Below are 15,102 nucleotides of genomic sequence, written 5' to 3' on the forward strand. Positions count from 1 at the left end.
GATGCCGCCTGATCGCCCCGGCGATCGGCCGGACCCGCCGTCTCCGACTACAGTCCGCCAGTTCGAGGAGTACCACCGTGAAGAGCACCGTCGAGCACCTCAGCCCGACGCGCGTCCGCATCAACGTCGAGGTGCCGTTCGACGAGCTCAAGCCCAGCTTCGACCGCGCGTACAAGAAGATCGCCCAGCAGGTGCGCATTCCGGGCTTCCGCCCCGGCAAGGCTCCGGCGCGCATCCTCGAGGCCCGGCTGGGTCGCGGCGTCGTCCTCGACGAGGTCGTGAACGAGGCCATCCCGGCCAAGTACGGGGAGGCGGTCAGCGCGTCGGAGCAGGTCAAGCCGATCGGGCGGCCGGATATCGAGCTCACCGAGCTCGCCGACGGGGACAAGCTCACCTTCACCGCCGAGGTCGACGTCCGGCCCGACATCACCCTCCCCGACCTCGAGAGCCTCTCGGTGTCGGTCGACGACGTCGAGGTGACCGACGAGCAGGTCACCGAGCAGCTCGACCAGCTGCGGGGCCGGTTCGGCACGCTGACCGGAGTGGACCGGCCCGCGGAGACGGACGACTTCGTCCAGATCGACCTGTCCGCCAGTGTCGACGGCACCCCCGTCGAGGAGGCGACGACCACCGGGTTCTCCTACCAGGTGGGGAAGGGTGGTCTGATCGAGGGCATCGACGAGGCCATCGTCGGGCTGTCCGCGGGTGAGTCGAAGACGTTCACCACCAAGCTGGTCGCCGGCGAGTACGCCGACCGCGACGCCGAGGTCACGGTGACCGTCACCTCGGTCAAGAAGCGCGACCTGCCCGACGCCGACGACGAGTTCGCTCAGCTCGCCAGCGAGTTCGACACCCTCGACGAGCTCACCGCGGACCTGCGGGAGCGGCTCGCCCGCATGCGCCGGATGGAACAGGTCGCGCAGGCCCGGGACAAGGTCCTCGAGGCGATCGTCGAGGCCACCGAGGTGCCGCTGCCCGAGAGCGTCGTGCAGGCCGAGGTCGATTCCCGGCTGCATGACGCCGTGCACGCCTTCGACCACGACGAGGACAAGTTCGCCGAGTTCCTCGGCTCGCAGGGGCGCAGCCGCGAGGAGTTCGACGCCGAGGCGCGTGCCGACGCCGAGAAGTCGGTCAAGACGCGCCTGGTGCTGGACGCGCTGGCCGACGCGAAGGAGGTCTCGGTCAACGACCAGGAGCTCACCGAGCGCATCATCTTCCAGGCCCAGCAGTACGGGATGGCGCCGGACGAGTTCGTCAAGCGAATCCAGCAGGCCGGTCAGCTCGGGACGATCTACGCCGACGTCCGGCGCACGAAGGCACTCGTCGCCGCCGTGCGGGCGGCGACGGTCTCCGACAGCTCGGGCAACGTCGTCGATCTGGCCGAGCTGTTCGGTCCCGAGGACGGCGCCGAGGACGAGGCCGCGGAGGCGTCGGACTCGGCGCAGGCATCGGACTCGGCCGAGGGCACCGAGCAGTCCGAGGTCACCGAGCAGTCCGAGGTCACCGAGCAGTCCGAGGCTTCCGGGGCCGACAAGCCGGCGTCGACCAGCGCCTGAGGTGACGTGGGCGGCTGCCCGCTGCGCCGACAGCGAACAACCGCGTTGGTCTCGGTCAGGTGGCCCCGGGTCCGCGTAGGGTCGGGTCTCACAGATCGCGACGGCTCCGGGTCCGCCTGGGCCTTCCATGATTTCCACGCGAGCGAGCAGAAGGCAGAGTGAAGTGACGCAGCAGGACATCGGCCCGCGCAGCGCGGACCGCAGTGCCGATTTCCGTCGGGTGGAGATGCGTTCCGCGCCCACGAGCATGACGCTGTCCGACTCGGTGTACGAACGGCTGCTCCAGCAACGGATCATCGTTCTCGGTCAGCAGGTGGACGATGACATCGCCAACCGCATCGCGGCGCAGATGTTGCTGCTGTCGGCCGAGGACCCGACGGCGGACATCTCGCTGTACATCAACTCGCCGGGCGGTTCGGTCACCGCCGGGATGGCCATCTTCGACACGATGGAGTTCATCGAGTGCGACGTGGCCACCTTCGGGATGGGGCTGGCCGCCTCGATGGGGCAGTTCCTGCTCTCGGCGGGAACCCGCGGCAAGCGCTACGCATTGCCGCACTGTCAGATCCTCATGCACCAGCCGTCGGCGGGCGTCGGTGGCACGGAGTCCGACATCGCCATCCAGGCCGAGCTGTTCCGGCGGCACAAGCGGGAGATGGCCGAGCTGATCGCCGAGCACACGGGACAGACCGTCGAGCGGATCATGGCCGACTTCGACCGGGACCGCTGGTTCTCCGCGCAGGAGGCCCTCGAGTACGGCTTCGTCGACCACGTGATCACCCGCGCCGGGCAGCTTCCCGACGCCAACCAGAACGGGAGTGCGCGGTGAGCGTGCAGATGCCCCAGTCCCGGTACGTGCTGCCGTCGTTCGTCGAGCGCACGAGCTACGGAGTCAAGGAGTCCAACCCGTACAACAAGCTGTTCGAGGAACGGATCATCTTCCTCGGCGTGCAGATCGACGACGCGTCGGCCAACGACGTCATGGCCCAGCTGCTGTGCCTGGAGTCGGCCGATCCCGACCGCGAGATCAGCATGTACATCAACTCGCCGGGCGGTTCGTTCACGTCGCTGATGGCGATCTACGACACGATGCAGTTCATCCGGCCCGACATCCAGACGGTCTGCCTCGGGCAGGCGGCCTCGGCCGCGGCCGTGCTGCTCGCCGCGGGCACGCCGGGGCGGCGGCTCGCGGTGCCGAACGCCCGGATCCTCATCCACCAGCCGGCGACCGAGGGCGTCTATGGCCAGGTGTCGGACCTGGAGATCCAGGCGGCCGAGATCTCCCGGATGCGCCGCCTGCTGGAGACGACGCTGGCCAGGCACAGCGGGCGCACTCCCGATCAGGTGCACGAGGACATCGAACGTGACAAGATCCTCACCGCCGAGGAGGCCAAGGACTACGGCATCATCGACGAGATCATCCAGAGCCGGAAGCTGTCCGTGGTCGGCTAGCTGAGCCGACCGCCTGCCGACCCGTTCCCGATTCGGGGTCTTCGTGCTCCCATCGGAGCGGGTTCGGCAGGTACCGTCACGAACACGGGCGCGTCGCCGGGCGCGCCGGAGGGACTGGGGTCTGCACTCATGGCACGCATTGGCGACGGCGGTGACCTGCTCAAGTGCTCGTTCTGCGGGAAGAGTCAGAAGCAGGTCAAGAAGTTGATCGCCGGCCCTGGCGTCTACATCTGCGACGAGTGCATCGACCTGTGCAACGAGATCATCGAGGAGGAACTGGCCGAGGCAGGCGAGGTCAAACTCGACGAGTTGCCCAAGCCCGCCGAGATCCACGACTTCCTGGACCAGTACGTCGTGGGTCAGACGCCGACGAAGCGGACGCTCTCGGTCGCGGTCTACAACCACTACAAGCGGATCCAGGCCGGCGACAAGGGCCGCGGTGACGGCGGCGACGGCGTCGAGCTCACGAAGTCCAACATCCTCATGCTCGGCCCCACCGGGTGCGGCAAGACGTACCTGGCGCAGACCCTGGCCAAGCTGCTCAACGTCCCGTTCGCCATCGCCGACGCCACTGCGCTGACCGAGGCGGGATACGTCGGCGAGGATGTCGAGAACATCCTGCTCAAGCTCATCCAGGCCGCGGACTACGACGTGAAGCGGGCCGAGACCGGGATCATCTACATCGACGAGGTCGACAAGATCGCCCGCAAGTCGGAGAACCCGTCGATCACCCGCGACGTCTCGGGCGAGGGCGTGCAGCAGGCGCTGCTGAAGATCCTGGAGGGGACCACCGCGAGTGTCCCGCCGCAGGGCGGCCGCAAACATCCGCACCAGGAGTTCATCCAGATCGACACGACGAACGTGCTGTTCATCGTGGCGGGCGCCTTCGCCGGTCTTGAGAAGATCATCGCGGACCGGGTGGGCAAGCGCGGGTTGGGCTTCGGCGCCGACATCCGTTCCAAGAACGATCTGAGCGCGGCCGAGAGCTTCGCCGAGACCATGCCCGAGGATCTGATCAAGTTCGGGCTCATTCCCGAGTTCATCGGCCGCCTGCCGATCGTCGCCTCGGTGACCTCGCTGGACAAGGACGCCCTTGTCAAGATCCTCACCGAGCCCCGTAACGCGCTGGTCAAGCAGTACCGCAAGCTGTTCGAGATGGACGGCGTGGAGCTGGAGTTCACCGAGGACGCGCTGGAGGCGGTGGCCGACCAGGCGATTCTGCGCGGCACCGGCGCCCGGGGGCTGCGCGCGATCATGGAGGAGGTCCTCCACCCGGCGATGTACGACATCCCGAGCCGCGACGACGTGGCGAAGGTGGTCGTGACCGAGCAGACCGTGCGGGAGAACGTCAACCCGACGATCGTCCCGCGGCAGCCGCCGCGCCGGGAGCGCCGAGAGCGCTCGGCCTGAGCCCCACCCGCTGTGCACGTCCCAGCGCGCTATGGCTCCATGACGTTCCTGTCCGGGCAGGTTCCAGCGCATCGTGGCTCCACGACGTGCGCTGGGTCCCCGGTGAGGGCGGCGATCTCCTGCGGGGAGTAGCCGAGCTCGGCGAGCACCTCGCCCGTGCTGGCTCCCAGAGCGGGGACGGCGTGCGCTTCGGGCGCATCCCACGCCGAGGAGTCCACCGGAGGCACCAGCATCGGGACGTCGGCGCCGCCGGGCACCGGCACCGACCGCCAGCGGTTGCGCGCCACCAGCTGCGGGTGTTCGGGCAGCCCGGCGACGTGTCCGACGCTCGACCACGCGATGTCGGCGGCGTCGAGCAGGGTCCCGGCCTGCGACGCGGTGAGCGCGCCGAATCGGCGGTGCAGCTCGGCATGCAGCTCCGCGCGGTTGCGGACCCGGTCGGCGACGGTGGCGAAGCGCGGGTCGGTGGCGAGCCGGGGATCGTCGAGCACGACGTCGCACAGTCGGGCCCACTCCCGCTCGTTCTGCACGGCCAGGTGGACCGCGCCCCCGTCCCCGCAGGTGAACGGCCCGTACGGGGCGATCGAGGGATGATGAGCCCCGGTGCGCGGCGGCGGGGCGCCGGTTCCGAGGGCGTACAGCATCGGCTGGTGCATCCACTCGGCCAGGGCTTCGAGCAGGCTGATCCGCAGGGTCGCGCCCTCGCCCGTCCGCTGCCGGTGCAGCAGTGCGGCGAGCACGCCCGCATGCACCTGAACCCCAGCGGCGATGTCGGCGACGGAGATCCCGGTGCGCGCGGTGACGGCGCCGTCTCCGGTCAGCTCCAGCAGCCCCGCCTCGGACTGGATCAGCGCGTCGTAGGCCTTGCGCCCGCGGGACGGTCCGTCGTCGCCGTAGCCGGTGAGCTCGCAGGTGATCAGTTCCGGGCGCCGCGCGCGCAGGGTGTCACCGTCGAGTCCGAGCCGGGCGGTGGCGCCCGGGCCGAGGTTGGCCAGGACGACGTCGGCCCGGTCGGTGAGCCGCCGCGCGGCGGCCAGGCCGTCGGCGTCCTTGAGGTCGAGCACCACCGAACGCTTCCCGCGGTTGATCCAGGCGAAGTAGGAGGAGACCTCCCCGCAGGCGGTGTCGTAGGCGCGGGCGAAGTCGCCGCCACCGGGCCGCTCGACCTTGATCACGTCGGCGCCGAGGTCGGCCAACAGCCGGGTGGCGTAGGGAACCGACACGGCGTGCTCGAACGAGACGACGGTGATGCCGTCGAGGGGATGCGCGGACACGCCCCATCGTAAGGCGGGCGCTTCGGCCGCGTTTTCGGTCGGCCCGCGGAGGGCCTAGGTTGCGAGCTGTGAGCGACGAATCGAAAGCGATGTCCGAGTGGGTCAAGGCCGTCTCCCGCGAACTCGGCCTGGAAGCGGCCGTGGAGAGTGACGCCACCGTCGACCTGGTGCTGGACCTCACCTCCGACGTGGCGCACGGCGTGAGCCGCCCGGCCGCACCGGTGACCGCGTTCCTCGTCGGCCTCGCCGCCGGTCGGGCGGCGGATCCGGCGGTCGCCGCGCGCGACTTCGCCCAGAAGATCGGCAGCCTCGCCGACGGCTGGGGCAGCGAGGCGGATGACCAGCAGGCTCGCGGCTGAGCCGCCCTCGGGCCGTGACGTCCGGGGCGGCGCTCACCTCGGCGGCCGCCGTCGTCCGGACGCCCCCGGCGGGTGCGGCCGAGCGGGATTGGGGTGATTCGGCGTGCGCACGGTGTGCGGGATCGCGCGGCGGGCGCAGCTGCTGACCGTCGGTGACACGGCCGGCGGCCGGATCGGCGCGGTGGCGCCCCGGGGCCGGCCGCTGCTCGGCAACGCGCTGGGCGAGCAGCGTTGCGACGGCATCCGGCTCGACCAGGTCGACGGCACGACCTGCGGCAGCGCCGTGCTGGTGGCGCTGGCCGCGTGGGCGGATCCGGCCGAGGCGGACCGGTTGGCGCGCATCGGGTTCGATGCGCGGCAGCGGCAGGTGCACCGGGAGTCCAATCGGCTCTGGCCGCGGGCGCTCGGCACCACGCCCTGGGGGATGGTGCGCTGGCTGCACGAGCATGCGCCGCACGCCGGGCGCTACCGGGTCCGGTTCGTCGACGACACCTCGGCGGCCGATGTGGCCGCCCTGAGCGCGGCCGTGGCCGCCGCGCTGGCCGCGGGCCGCCCGGTTCCGCTGCTCGTCGGCTCGCTGGTGCCGCGGCACTACGTGCTGGCGCTGGCCGGGACCGACCGCGGCTGGCGGGTCTACGAGCCCTCCAGCGGCTCGGTGCGCGCCCTGGACGTCGAACGGATCCGCCGGCGCGGGCTCGGCCCGGTCGTCGGCTTCGACCGACTGCACCTCGCGCTGCTGCCCACCGGACCATGATCGCCGTTTCGGCGCCCGAAGCCGCGGTTCGCGCAGCTCAGGACTCCAAACTGATGATCATGGGGTCGCGGAGCCCGGTGGCGTCCGGCTCGTAGACTTGCGGGGTGACCGAAACCCTCCCATCGCGTACGTCCGAGCTGCCCGCCAAGTGGAACCCTGGCGAGGTAGAGGGCGGGCTGTACCGGCGGTGGGTGGATCGCGGCTACTTCGAGGCCGACCCCACGTCCGGCAAGCCGCCGTACGCCATCGTGATCCCGCCGCCGAACGTCACGGGCAGCCTGCACATCGGCCACGCCTTCGAGCACACGCTCATCGACGTGCTGATCCGCCGTCGCCGGATGCAGGGCTACGACGCGCTGTGGCTGCCCGGGATGGACCACGCCTCGATCGCGGTGCACGCGCTCGTGGAGAAGGCGCTCGCTGCGGAGGGCACCAGCCGCCGCGAGCTGGGCCGCGAGGCGTTCATCGAACGCACCTGGGAGTGGAAGGACGAGCACGGAGGGGCGATCCTCGCCCAGATGCGCCGCCTCGGCGACAGCGTCGACTGGACGCGCGAGCGCTTCACCATGGACGACGGGCTCAACCGCGCCGTCACCACCATCTTCAAGCGGCTCTACGGCGACGGCCTGATCTACCGGGCCGAGCGGATGGTCAACTGGTCGCCCGCGCTGCGCAGCGTGCTGTCCGACATCGAGGTCGAGCACAAGGAGGTCGACGGCGAGCTGGTCTCCATCCGCTACGGCGATGGGGAGGACTCCGTCGTCGTCGCCACCACCCGGGTCGAGACGATGCTCGGCGACACCGCGGTGGCGGTGCACCCCGACGACGAGCGCTACGCCCACCTCGTCGGTCGCGAGATCACGCTGCCGCTGGTCGGCCGGAAGATCACGATCGTGGCCGACGCCCACGTCGACCCGACCTTCGGCACCGGTGCGGTGAAGGTGACGCCGGCGCACGATCCCAACGACTTCGAGATCGGCCGGCGGCACGGCCTGCCCATGCCGTCGATCATGAACGAGAGCGGCGTCATCACCGGCACCGGCACCGAGTTCGACGGCATGGACCGCTTCGAGGCGCGGGTCGCGGTGCGCGAGGCGCTGCGGGCGCAGGGCCGGATCGTCGCGGAGAAGCGGCCGTACCGGCACAGCGTCGGTCACTCGTCGCGCGCGCCGTACGAGCCGATCGAGCCGCGGCTGTCGATGCAGTGGTTCGTCAAGGTGGGGCCGCTGGCCAAGGCCGCGGGCGACGCCGTGCGGGACGGCCGGGTCACCGTCCACCCGAAGGAGCTGGAGCCGCGCTGGTTCGGCTGGGTGGACAACATGCACGACTGGTGCATCTCACGGCAGCTGTGGTGGGGCCACCGCATCCCGGTGTGGTACGGGCCGAATGGTGAGGTCGTCTGCGTCGGCCCCGACGAGCAGCCGCCGTCGGGCCCGGGCTGGCACCAGGACGAGGACGTCCTGGACACCTGGTTCTCCTCGGCGCTGTGGCCGTTCTCGACGTTCGGCTGGCCCGACAGGACCCCGGACCTCGAGCGCTACTACCCGACGTCGGTGCTGGTCACCGGGTACGACATCCTGTTCTTCTGGGTCGCCCGGATGATGATGTTCGGCCTGTACGCGATGGACGGCGAGCCGCCGTTCCACACCATCGCCCTGCACGGCATGGTCCGCGACCAGCACGGCAAGAAGATGTCCAAGTCCGCGGGGAACACGGTCGATCCGGTGGACTGGATGGACCGCTTCGGGACCGACCCGGTCCGCTTTGCCCTCGCCCGTGGGGCCAACCCCGGCACCGATCTGCCGCTGGGCGAGGACGCCGTCGTCGCGGCGCGCAACTTCATCACGAAGCTGTGGAACGCCACCCGGTTCGCCCTCGCCAACGGTGCCTCGCCCGCACTGCCGCTGCCCGCCGAGGGCATGCGCACGGACGCCGACCGCTGGATCCTCGGGCGGCTGCGCGAGGTCCGGGAGCAGGTCGACGCGCTGCTGGAGGACTACCAGTTCGCCAAGGCCACCGAGGCGCTCTATCACTTCACGTGGGACGAGCTGTGCGACTGGTACATCGAGCTGGCCAAGCCGCAGCTGGCCGACCCGGAGCTGGCCGAGGGCACCCGGGCCGTTCTCGGCCACGCGCTCGACGCGCTGCTGCGGCTGCTGCAGCCGATCATCCCGTTCGTCACCGAGGCGCTGTGGACCGGGTTGACCGGCGGGGAGTCCGTCGTCATCGCCCCGTGGCCCACCGACGTGGGTGCCTCGCCCGACGCGGCGGCGACCGCGCGGGTCGAGGCGCTCCAGCGGCTGATCACCGAGCTGCGCCGGTTCCGCACCGAGCAGGGGCTGCCCGACCGGCGCTCGGTCGCCGCGCGGCTCGTCGGGTTGGACGAGGCCGGTCTGGCCGGGCATGAGACCGCGATCCGGTTCCTCACCCGGCTCGACGGGCCGTCCGACGGCTTCGCGCCGACCGCGACGGTCGAGGTCGGCCTGCCCGGCAACCGCAGTGCGCGCGTCGAGCTGGATCTCTCCGGCGCGGTCGACGTCGCCGCCGAGCGGGCGCGGCTGGGGCGCGACCTGAACGCGGCGCGCAAGGAGCTCGACCAGGCCGACAAGAAGCTCGGTAACCCCCGGTTCACCGAGAAGGCGCCCGCACAGGTCGTCGACGGGATCCGGGCCCGCCGCGCGGCGGCGCTGGCCGATATCGAACGGGTCACGGCACGACTGGAGGCCCTTGCGAGCTCATGAACCCCACCGGGAACGGGACCGAGGGTGCGGACGAGGTCGAGATCTCCCGCAACGGTGAAGCCTCCGCCCAGGACGCGGTGATCTCCCACGTTCTCGACGCGATCCGTGGCAGCGAGAGCATCGACGTCGTCCCGGCGCAGTCGAGTGTGGCCGGGTTCGCGGAGTTCCTCGCCGTCGAGGCCGAGCTGGACCGGCGCTGGCCGGAGACGGTCATGGAACCGTCCCTCGATCGCATTCGGGCCCTGGTCGACCTGATGGGCGAGCCGCAGCGTGGATATCCCGTGGTGCACCTGACCGGCACGAACGGCAAGACCTCGACGGCCCGGATGATCGAGGCCATCCTCGGTCAGGTCGGCCTGCGCACCGGCCGGTACACCAGCCCCCATCTGCTGCTGGCCACCGAGCGGATCAGCCTGGACAACCGGCCGATCAGTCCGGAGCGCTACGTGGAGATCTACCGCGAGGTCGTTCCCTTCGTCGATCTGGTCGACGCCAACCGGGGTGACGGTCCGGCGTTGAGCAAGTTCGAGGTGCTCACCGCGATGGCGTTCGCGGCGTTCGCCGATGCCCCGGTCGAGGCCGCGATCCTCGAGGTCGGTCTCGGCGGCCGCTGGGACGCCACCAACGTGGCCGACGCCCAGGTGGCCGTGGTCACCCCCATCGGGCTCGACCACGCGGCCTACCTCGGGCACGACCTGCGGGGGATCGCGCGGGAGAAGGCCGGGATCATCAAGCCGGGATCGGTGGCGGTGCTCGCGGCCCAGGACCCGGCGGTGGCCCAGGTGCTCCTCGAACGGGTTGCCGAGGTCGACGCGCAGGTGGCCCGGGAGGGGGCCGAGTTCGGCGTCCGGGAGCGCGAGCTGGCCGTGGGCGGTCAACGCCTCGCGCTGCAAGGGCTGTCCGGTCGCTATGACGAGATCTTCCTGCCGCTGCACGGCGAGCACCAGGCGTCCAACGCCGCGCTGGCGCTCGCGGCGGCGGAGGCGCTGGTCGGCGCCGGGCCGCAGCAGCCGCTGGACCCCGACGTGGTGCGTGCGGCGTTCGCCTCGGTGCAGTCGCCGGGGCGCCTGGAGCGGCTGAGTCGTGGCGGGCCCCCGACGGTACTGGCCGACGCGGCGCACAACCCGCACGGCGCTCGAGCCCTGGCCGCGGCGCTGACCTCGGAGTTCCGGTTCACCCGGCTCGTCGCGGTGCTGAGCGTGCTGAGCGACAAGGACGCCCGCGGCCTGCTCGCCCAACTGGAGCCCGTCGTGCACGAGGTCGTGATCACCGCGAACTCGTCGCCGCGGGCGATGGATCCCGACGCGCTCGCCGCGCTCGCCGTCGAAGTGTTCGGTGCCGACCGGGTCAGCGTCGAGCCGGTGTTCGGCGAGGCGATCGAGCAGGCGGTGGAGCTGGCCGAGGAGGGTGGCGACTCCGGCGTCGGCGTCGTCATCACGGGGTCGGTCGTCACCGCCGGTGAGGCACGCAGGCTGTTCGGCAAGGACCCGTCATGACCGGGCCCGCGGCGCCCAACCCCGACCCGATGAAGGGCGTACGGGGGGTGTTCGCCGCCACGCTCGTGCTCGAGTCGATCGTGGTACTGCTGGCGATGCTCGTGCTGGCGAAGTTCGGCGCGGGGGCGACCCCGGCCGGCGTGGCAGCGGTGCTGGGGCTGGCCGCCGCCTTGATCGTCACCGCCGGGCTGCAGCGCCGCCGGTGGGGGCTCGGCCTCGCCCTCGCCCTGCAGGCCGTGATGATCGCCCTTGCGGTGTTCGTGCCGGCGCTCGGCGTGATGGGCGTGGTGTTCGCGCTGGTCTGGGGCGGATTGCTGCTGATGCGCCGGGACGTGGCCCGCAAGATGCAGCGCGGTGAGCTGCCCGCCCAGCGGCGCGCAGCGAACGGCGGCGATCAACCGGATCCGGCGGATACCATGTGATATGTCTCGCACCACCCGCCGTCCGCTGCTGCGTCGTCCGGTCACCTGGGTGGTGCTCGCGGTCGGCGCGGTCGTGGTGATCGCCGCACTGGCGCTGTTCCAGCCGTGGAAGCTGTTCATCGACCAGAGCGTCGACGAAGCGGCCCCGGTCGTGGCCGGCGCACCCGCCGGCCCCGCGGCACCGACCGGGCCGGTGCTGCTGGCCAGGGGGGATCTGATCAGCCACGAGCACGCGACGACGGGCACCGTGGCGGTGTTCGCGCTGCCCGACGGCTCGCGGGTGCTGCGTCTGGAGAACCTCGACACCAGCAACGGGCCCGACCTGAACGTGTGGCTCACCGATGCGCCCGTGCTGCCGGGCCGTGCGGGCTGGGGTGTGTTCGACGACGGCCGCTACGTCGACCTCGGTGACCTCAAGGGCAACCTCGGGAGCTCGAACTACCCGGTGCCCGCCGACGTCGACCTCACCCAGCTCACCAGCGTGAGCATCTGGTGCGACCGGTTCAACGTCTCCTTCGGCGCCGCCGCCCTGCAGCCGGTGGCCACCTGACCCGCCGATACGCTGGCGGCGTGACTGAACGCACCCTGGTCCTCGTCAAGCCCGACGGCGTCGAGCGCAAGCTCGTCGGCGAGGTCGTCGCCCGGATCGAGCGCAAGGGGCTCGACCTGGTGGCTCTCGACATGCGCACCGTCGACCGTGAGCTGGCCGCCCAGCATTACGCCGAGCACGACGGCAAGCCGTTCTTCGACTCGCTGCTCGAGTTCATCACCTCCGGCCCGGTGGTCGCCGCCGTCGTCGAGGGTCCGCGCGCGATCGCTGCCTTCCGGCAGCTGGCCGGCGGCACCGACCCGGTGGAGAAGGCCGCCCCGGGCAGCATCCGCGGTGACTTCGGGCTGGAGACCCAGTCGAACCTGGTGCACGGCTCGGACTCGCCGGAGTCGGCCGAGCGCGAGATCAAGCTGTGGTTCCCTAGCCTCTGACACCGCGAACCCCGCCCATTCCGTCGTGGCGCCGGGTTAGCGTTTCCGGCGTGTCCGATGCTCTGGTGCAGGCGCGGGACCTTCGCAAACGCTTCGGTTCGTTCGAGGCGGTTCGCGGTATCGACGTCGATGTCGCGCGCGGCGAGGTGTTCGGTTTTCTCGGGCCCAACGGCGCGGGCAAGTCCTCGACCATGCGGATGATCGCCTGCGTCTCGCCGCGTTCGGGCGGGTCGCTGCAGGTGCTGGGCATGGATCCCGGGTCGGCCGGCCCGCGGATCCGAGCCCGGATCGGGGTCGTCCCGCAGCTCGACAACCTCGACACGGAGCTCTCGGTCCGGGAGAACCTGGAGATCTACGGGCGCTACTTCGGGCTGTCCCGACGGCACGTTCGGGCCAAGGCCGCCGAGCTGCTGGAGTTCGCCCAGCTGCGCGAGCGCGCCGAGGAGCCGGTGGAGCCGTTGTCCGGCGGCATGAAGCGGCGGTTGACGATCGCCCGGTCCCTGGTCAACGACCCGGAGCTGCTGCTGCTGGACGAACCCACCACCGGACTCGACCCGCAGGCCCGGCACCTGCTCTGGGACCGGCTGTACCGGCTCAAACGCGAGGGCGTCACCCAGATCATCACCACCCACTACATGGACGAGGCCGAACAGCTGTGCGACCGGCTCGTCGTGATGGACGACGGGTTGATCGTCGCGGAGGGCTCACCCGCCGAGCTGATCGAGCGCTACTCCACCCGGGAGGTCCTCGAGCTGCGCTTCCTTCCGGAGCATCGGCCCGCTTCGGTCGAGCTCCCTGGCCCCCTCGAGCGGGTCGAGGAGCTGCCCGACCGGTTCCTGCTCTACACCGAGGACGGCGAACGGACGCAGGCCGACGTGGCCCGGTCCGGACTGCGACCGCTGTCGGCTCTGGTGCGTCGTTCGTCGCTGGAGGACGTCTTCCTCCGGCTCACCGGCCGGACCCTGGTGGACTGATGACCGGACCGAGCACCGCGGTCGTCCCCGTCCCGCAGGCGTGCGGGCGCGTTCCGGGCCGCATCGGTGGGATCGGGATCGTCGTCGAGCACTACTGGCGTTGGTACCGGCGCAACTGGCGGGCCACCGTTGTGTCCTCGGTCCTGCAGCCGCTGCTGTTCCTGCTGGCCTTCGGGGTGGGCTTCGGCGCGCTGGTGAGCGGAAGCGGTCGGGTCGAGGTGGCCACGGGCGGCGTCGGCTACCTGGTGTGGCTCGCACCCGCGCTGCTGGCGATGTCGGCGGTGCAGAGCGCCGCGTTCGAGTCGACCTATCCGGTGCTGTCCGGGTTCAAATGGCAGCGGGTGTACCACGCGATGGCGGCCGGCCCGCTGACCGGCACCCAGATCGGGCTCGGTCACCTGGCCTGGATCGCGCTGCGGATGGTCGCCTCCGGCGCGGTGTATGTGATCGTGATCGCGGCGTTCGGCGGGGTGACCGGTCCGGGGATCGCGATATCGCTGCTCGCCGCGACGATCACCGGCACCGCGGTGGCCGCGCTGGTCATGGCGTTCGCGGCCACCGTGGAGAACGAGGGCTCGCAGTTCACCGGGCTGTTCCGGTTCGTCGTGATCCCGATGACGCTGTTCTCGGGCACGTTCTTCCCGATCGACCGGCTGCCCGCCATCGTGCAGCCGCTGGCCTGGGTCTCCCCGCTCTGGCACGGCACCGAGCTGGCTCGATCGGCGGCGCTCGACCGGTGGCAGCCGCTCGCGGCCGTGGGTCACGTGGCGTATCTGCTGGTGCTACTGGTGGTCGGGGCCGTGCTGGTGACGCGGCTGTTCCAGCGGAGGCTGACCCCATGAGCGCCCCGTCCACCGTCCCGGACCTCCCGCTCGCGCTGCGGCTGCTCCCGGCCGGCAGCTACGCGGGCCGGGCCCGGATGCTGTTGCTCCGGTCGGCCACCGCGTCGCGGCGGACCTGGCTGGCGGTCGTGTCCGGGTTCTTCGAGCCGATCTTCTACCTCATCGCGATGGGGCAGGGCCTCGGCTCGCTGGTGGGGGAGCTGCCCGGTCCCGGCGGCGCCCCGCTCAGCTACGCGGCGTTCATCGCACCGGGGCTGCTGGCCGCGTCGGCGATGAACGGGGCGGTGTTCGACTCCACCTACAACGTGTTCTTCAAGCTCCGCTATGCCCGGCTCTACGACGCGATGCTGGCCACCCCGCTCGGGCCGATCGACATCGCGCTCGGGGAGATCGGCTGGGCGTTGCTGCGCGGTGGGTTGTACGCCACCGGGTTCCTCTCGGTGATGGCCGCATTCGGGCTGATCAGCTCCCCGTGGGCGCTGCTGGCGCTGCCCGCGGCGCTGGTGGTGGCGTTCGCGTTCGGCGCGATCGGGATGGCGGCGACGTCGTTCATGCGCTCCTGGCAGGACTTCGACCTGGTCACCCTCGCGGTGCTGCCGATGTTCCTGTTCGCGACGACGTTCTATCCGCTCTCGATCTATCCGCGCTGGCTGCAGCTTGTCGTCGAGTGCCTGCCGCTCTTCCACGCCGTCGAGCTGATGCGCGCGCTGACCACCGGTGCGGTGCACGTGGGCGTCCTCGGCCACCTCGGGTACTTCGCGGTCATGATCGCGTTCGGGGTCGTGGTGGCGGCCCGGCGACTCGACGTGCTACTGCTGAAGTAGGGCCGCGGATCCGGCGT

15 protein-coding genes are annotated in these 15,102 nt (G+C 71.0%); 14 read left to right on the plus strand and 1 reads right to left on the minus strand.

Annotated features, from left to right (window positions below):
* Positions 1–77: 77 nt before the first annotated feature.
* The 4 genes from tig (at position 78) to clpX (ending at position 4,418) form a co-directional block, all read left to right on the plus strand.
* Complete coding sequence (gene tig, locus ACFQE5_RS21565) at positions 78–1,556, plus strand: trigger factor (protein WP_379587628.1); 1,479 nt, start codon at positions 78–80, stop codon at positions 1,554–1,556.
* Positions 1,557–1,782: 226 nt separating this feature from the next.
* Positions 1,783–2,385, plus strand: a complete 603-nt coding sequence (locus ACFQE5_RS21570) for an ATP-dependent Clp protease proteolytic subunit (RefSeq protein ID WP_379588075.1) — start codon at positions 1,783–1,785, stop codon at positions 2,383–2,385.
* 8 nt (positions 2,386–2,393) lie between these two features.
* Entirely contained in the window at positions 2,394–3,008 is a 615-nt protein-coding gene (locus ACFQE5_RS21575; RefSeq protein ID WP_379588077.1) for an ATP-dependent Clp protease proteolytic subunit, read from the plus strand.
* A 129-nt stretch (positions 3,009–3,137) separates the two neighbouring features.
* Positions 3,138–4,418 carry an ATP-dependent Clp protease ATP-binding subunit ClpX gene (gene clpX / locus ACFQE5_RS21580; protein ID WP_379587629.1) on the plus strand — a complete coding sequence of 427 codons (1,281 nt, stop codon included), beginning with the start codon at positions 3,138–3,140 and terminating at the stop codon, positions 4,416–4,418.
* A 29-nt stretch (positions 4,419–4,447) separates the two neighbouring features.
* Here clpX and ACFQE5_RS21585 read toward each other — a convergent pair whose 3' ends face one another.
* On the minus strand, positions 4,448–5,692 hold the full coding sequence (locus ACFQE5_RS21585) for a CaiB/BaiF CoA transferase family protein (RefSeq protein ID WP_379587630.1): 1,245 nt from the start codon (positions 5,690–5,692) through the stop codon (positions 4,448–4,450).
* Positions 5,693–5,760: 68 nt separating this feature from the next.
* Here ACFQE5_RS21585 and ACFQE5_RS21590 point away from each other — a divergent pair, with 68 nt between their 5' ends.
* From ACFQE5_RS21590 to ACFQE5_RS21635, 10 genes are all read left to right on the plus strand, one after another.
* Positions 5,761–6,051 carry a DUF6457 domain-containing protein gene (locus ACFQE5_RS21590; protein ID WP_379587631.1) on the plus strand — a complete coding sequence of 97 codons (291 nt, stop codon included), beginning with the start codon at positions 5,761–5,763 and terminating at the stop codon, positions 6,049–6,051.
* 103 nt (positions 6,052–6,154) lie between these two features.
* Positions 6,155–6,805, plus strand: coding sequence for a hypothetical protein (locus ACFQE5_RS21595; RefSeq protein WP_379587632.1), 651 nt, complete (start codon positions 6,155–6,157; stop codon positions 6,803–6,805).
* Between the two features lie 104 nt (positions 6,806–6,909).
* Entirely contained in the window at positions 6,910–9,546 is a 2,637-nt protein-coding gene (locus tag ACFQE5_RS21600) for a valine--tRNA ligase (protein WP_379587633.1), read from the plus strand.
* Positions 9,543–11,042: a bifunctional folylpolyglutamate synthase/dihydrofolate synthase gene (locus tag ACFQE5_RS21605; RefSeq protein WP_379587635.1), complete on the plus strand. Its 1,500-nt coding sequence runs from the start codon at positions 9,543–9,545 to the stop codon at positions 11,040–11,042. Before ACFQE5_RS21600 ends, ACFQE5_RS21605 begins: the two co-directional genes overlap by 4 nt.
* A complete protein-coding gene (locus ACFQE5_RS21610) occupies positions 11,039–11,464 on the plus strand; it encodes a DUF4233 domain-containing protein (protein ID WP_379587636.1) in 426 nt (141 codons plus the stop codon). Before ACFQE5_RS21605 ends, ACFQE5_RS21610 begins: the two co-directional genes overlap by 4 nt.
* 1 nt (position 11,465) lies before the next feature.
* Positions 11,466–12,014, plus strand: a complete 549-nt coding sequence (locus tag ACFQE5_RS21615) for a DM13 domain-containing protein (RefSeq protein ID WP_379587637.1) — start codon at positions 11,466–11,468, stop codon at positions 12,012–12,014.
* 20 nt (positions 12,015–12,034) lie between these two features.
* A complete protein-coding gene (gene ndk / locus ACFQE5_RS21620) occupies positions 12,035–12,445 on the plus strand; it encodes a nucleoside-diphosphate kinase (RefSeq protein WP_379587638.1) in 411 nt (136 codons plus the stop codon).
* Positions 12,446–12,495: 50 nt separating this feature from the next.
* The gene (locus tag ACFQE5_RS21625) at positions 12,496–13,419 is read left to right on the plus strand and encodes an ABC transporter ATP-binding protein (protein ID WP_379587639.1); all 924 of its coding nucleotides are present in this window, start codon (positions 12,496–12,498) and stop codon (positions 13,417–13,419) included.
* A complete protein-coding gene (locus ACFQE5_RS21630; RefSeq protein WP_379587640.1) occupies positions 13,419–14,261 on the plus strand; it encodes an ABC transporter permease in 843 nt (280 codons plus the stop codon). Before ACFQE5_RS21625 ends, ACFQE5_RS21630 begins: the two co-directional genes overlap by 1 nt.
* Positions 14,258–15,085: an ABC transporter permease gene (locus ACFQE5_RS21635; RefSeq protein WP_379587642.1), complete on the plus strand. Its 828-nt coding sequence runs from the start codon at positions 14,258–14,260 to the stop codon at positions 15,083–15,085. Before ACFQE5_RS21630 ends, ACFQE5_RS21635 begins: the two co-directional genes overlap by 4 nt.
* Positions 15,086–15,102: the final 17 nt, after the last annotated feature.

This window comes from Pseudonocardia hispaniensis, assembly GCF_042658695.1.
Classification (GTDB): Bacteria; Actinomycetota; Actinomycetes; order Mycobacteriales; family Pseudonocardiaceae; genus Pseudonocardia; species Pseudonocardia hispaniensis.

Bases quoted from the DNA above. Each gene is read 5' to 3' on its own strand.
- clpX (WP_379587629.1), top strand. From the start codon at position 3,138: ATGGCACGCATTGGCGACGGCGGTGACCTGCTCAAGTGCTCGTTCTGC.
- ACFQE5_RS21615 (WP_379587637.1), top strand. From the start codon at position 11,466: ATGTCTCGCACCACCCGCCGTCCGCTGCTGCGTCGTCCGGTCACCTGG.
- ACFQE5_RS21575 (WP_379588077.1), top strand. From the start codon at position 2,394: ATGCCCCAGTCCCGGTACGTGCTGCCGTCGTTCGTCGAGCGCACGAGC.
- ACFQE5_RS21635 (WP_379587642.1), top strand. From the start codon at position 14,258: ATGAGCGCCCCGTCCACCGTCCCGGACCTCCCGCTCGCGCTGCGGCTG.
- ACFQE5_RS21570 (WP_379588075.1), top strand. From the start codon at position 1,783: ATGCGTTCCGCGCCCACGAGCATGACGCTGTCCGACTCGGTGTACGAA.
- ACFQE5_RS21610 (WP_379587636.1), top strand. From the start codon at position 11,039: ATGACCGGGCCCGCGGCGCCCAACCCCGACCCGATGAAGGGCGTACGG.
- ACFQE5_RS21605 (WP_379587635.1), top strand. From the start codon at position 9,543: ATGAACCCCACCGGGAACGGGACCGAGGGTGCGGACGAGGTCGAGATC.
- ACFQE5_RS21630 (WP_379587640.1), top strand. From the start codon at position 13,419: ATGACCGGACCGAGCACCGCGGTCGTCCCCGTCCCGCAGGCGTGCGGG.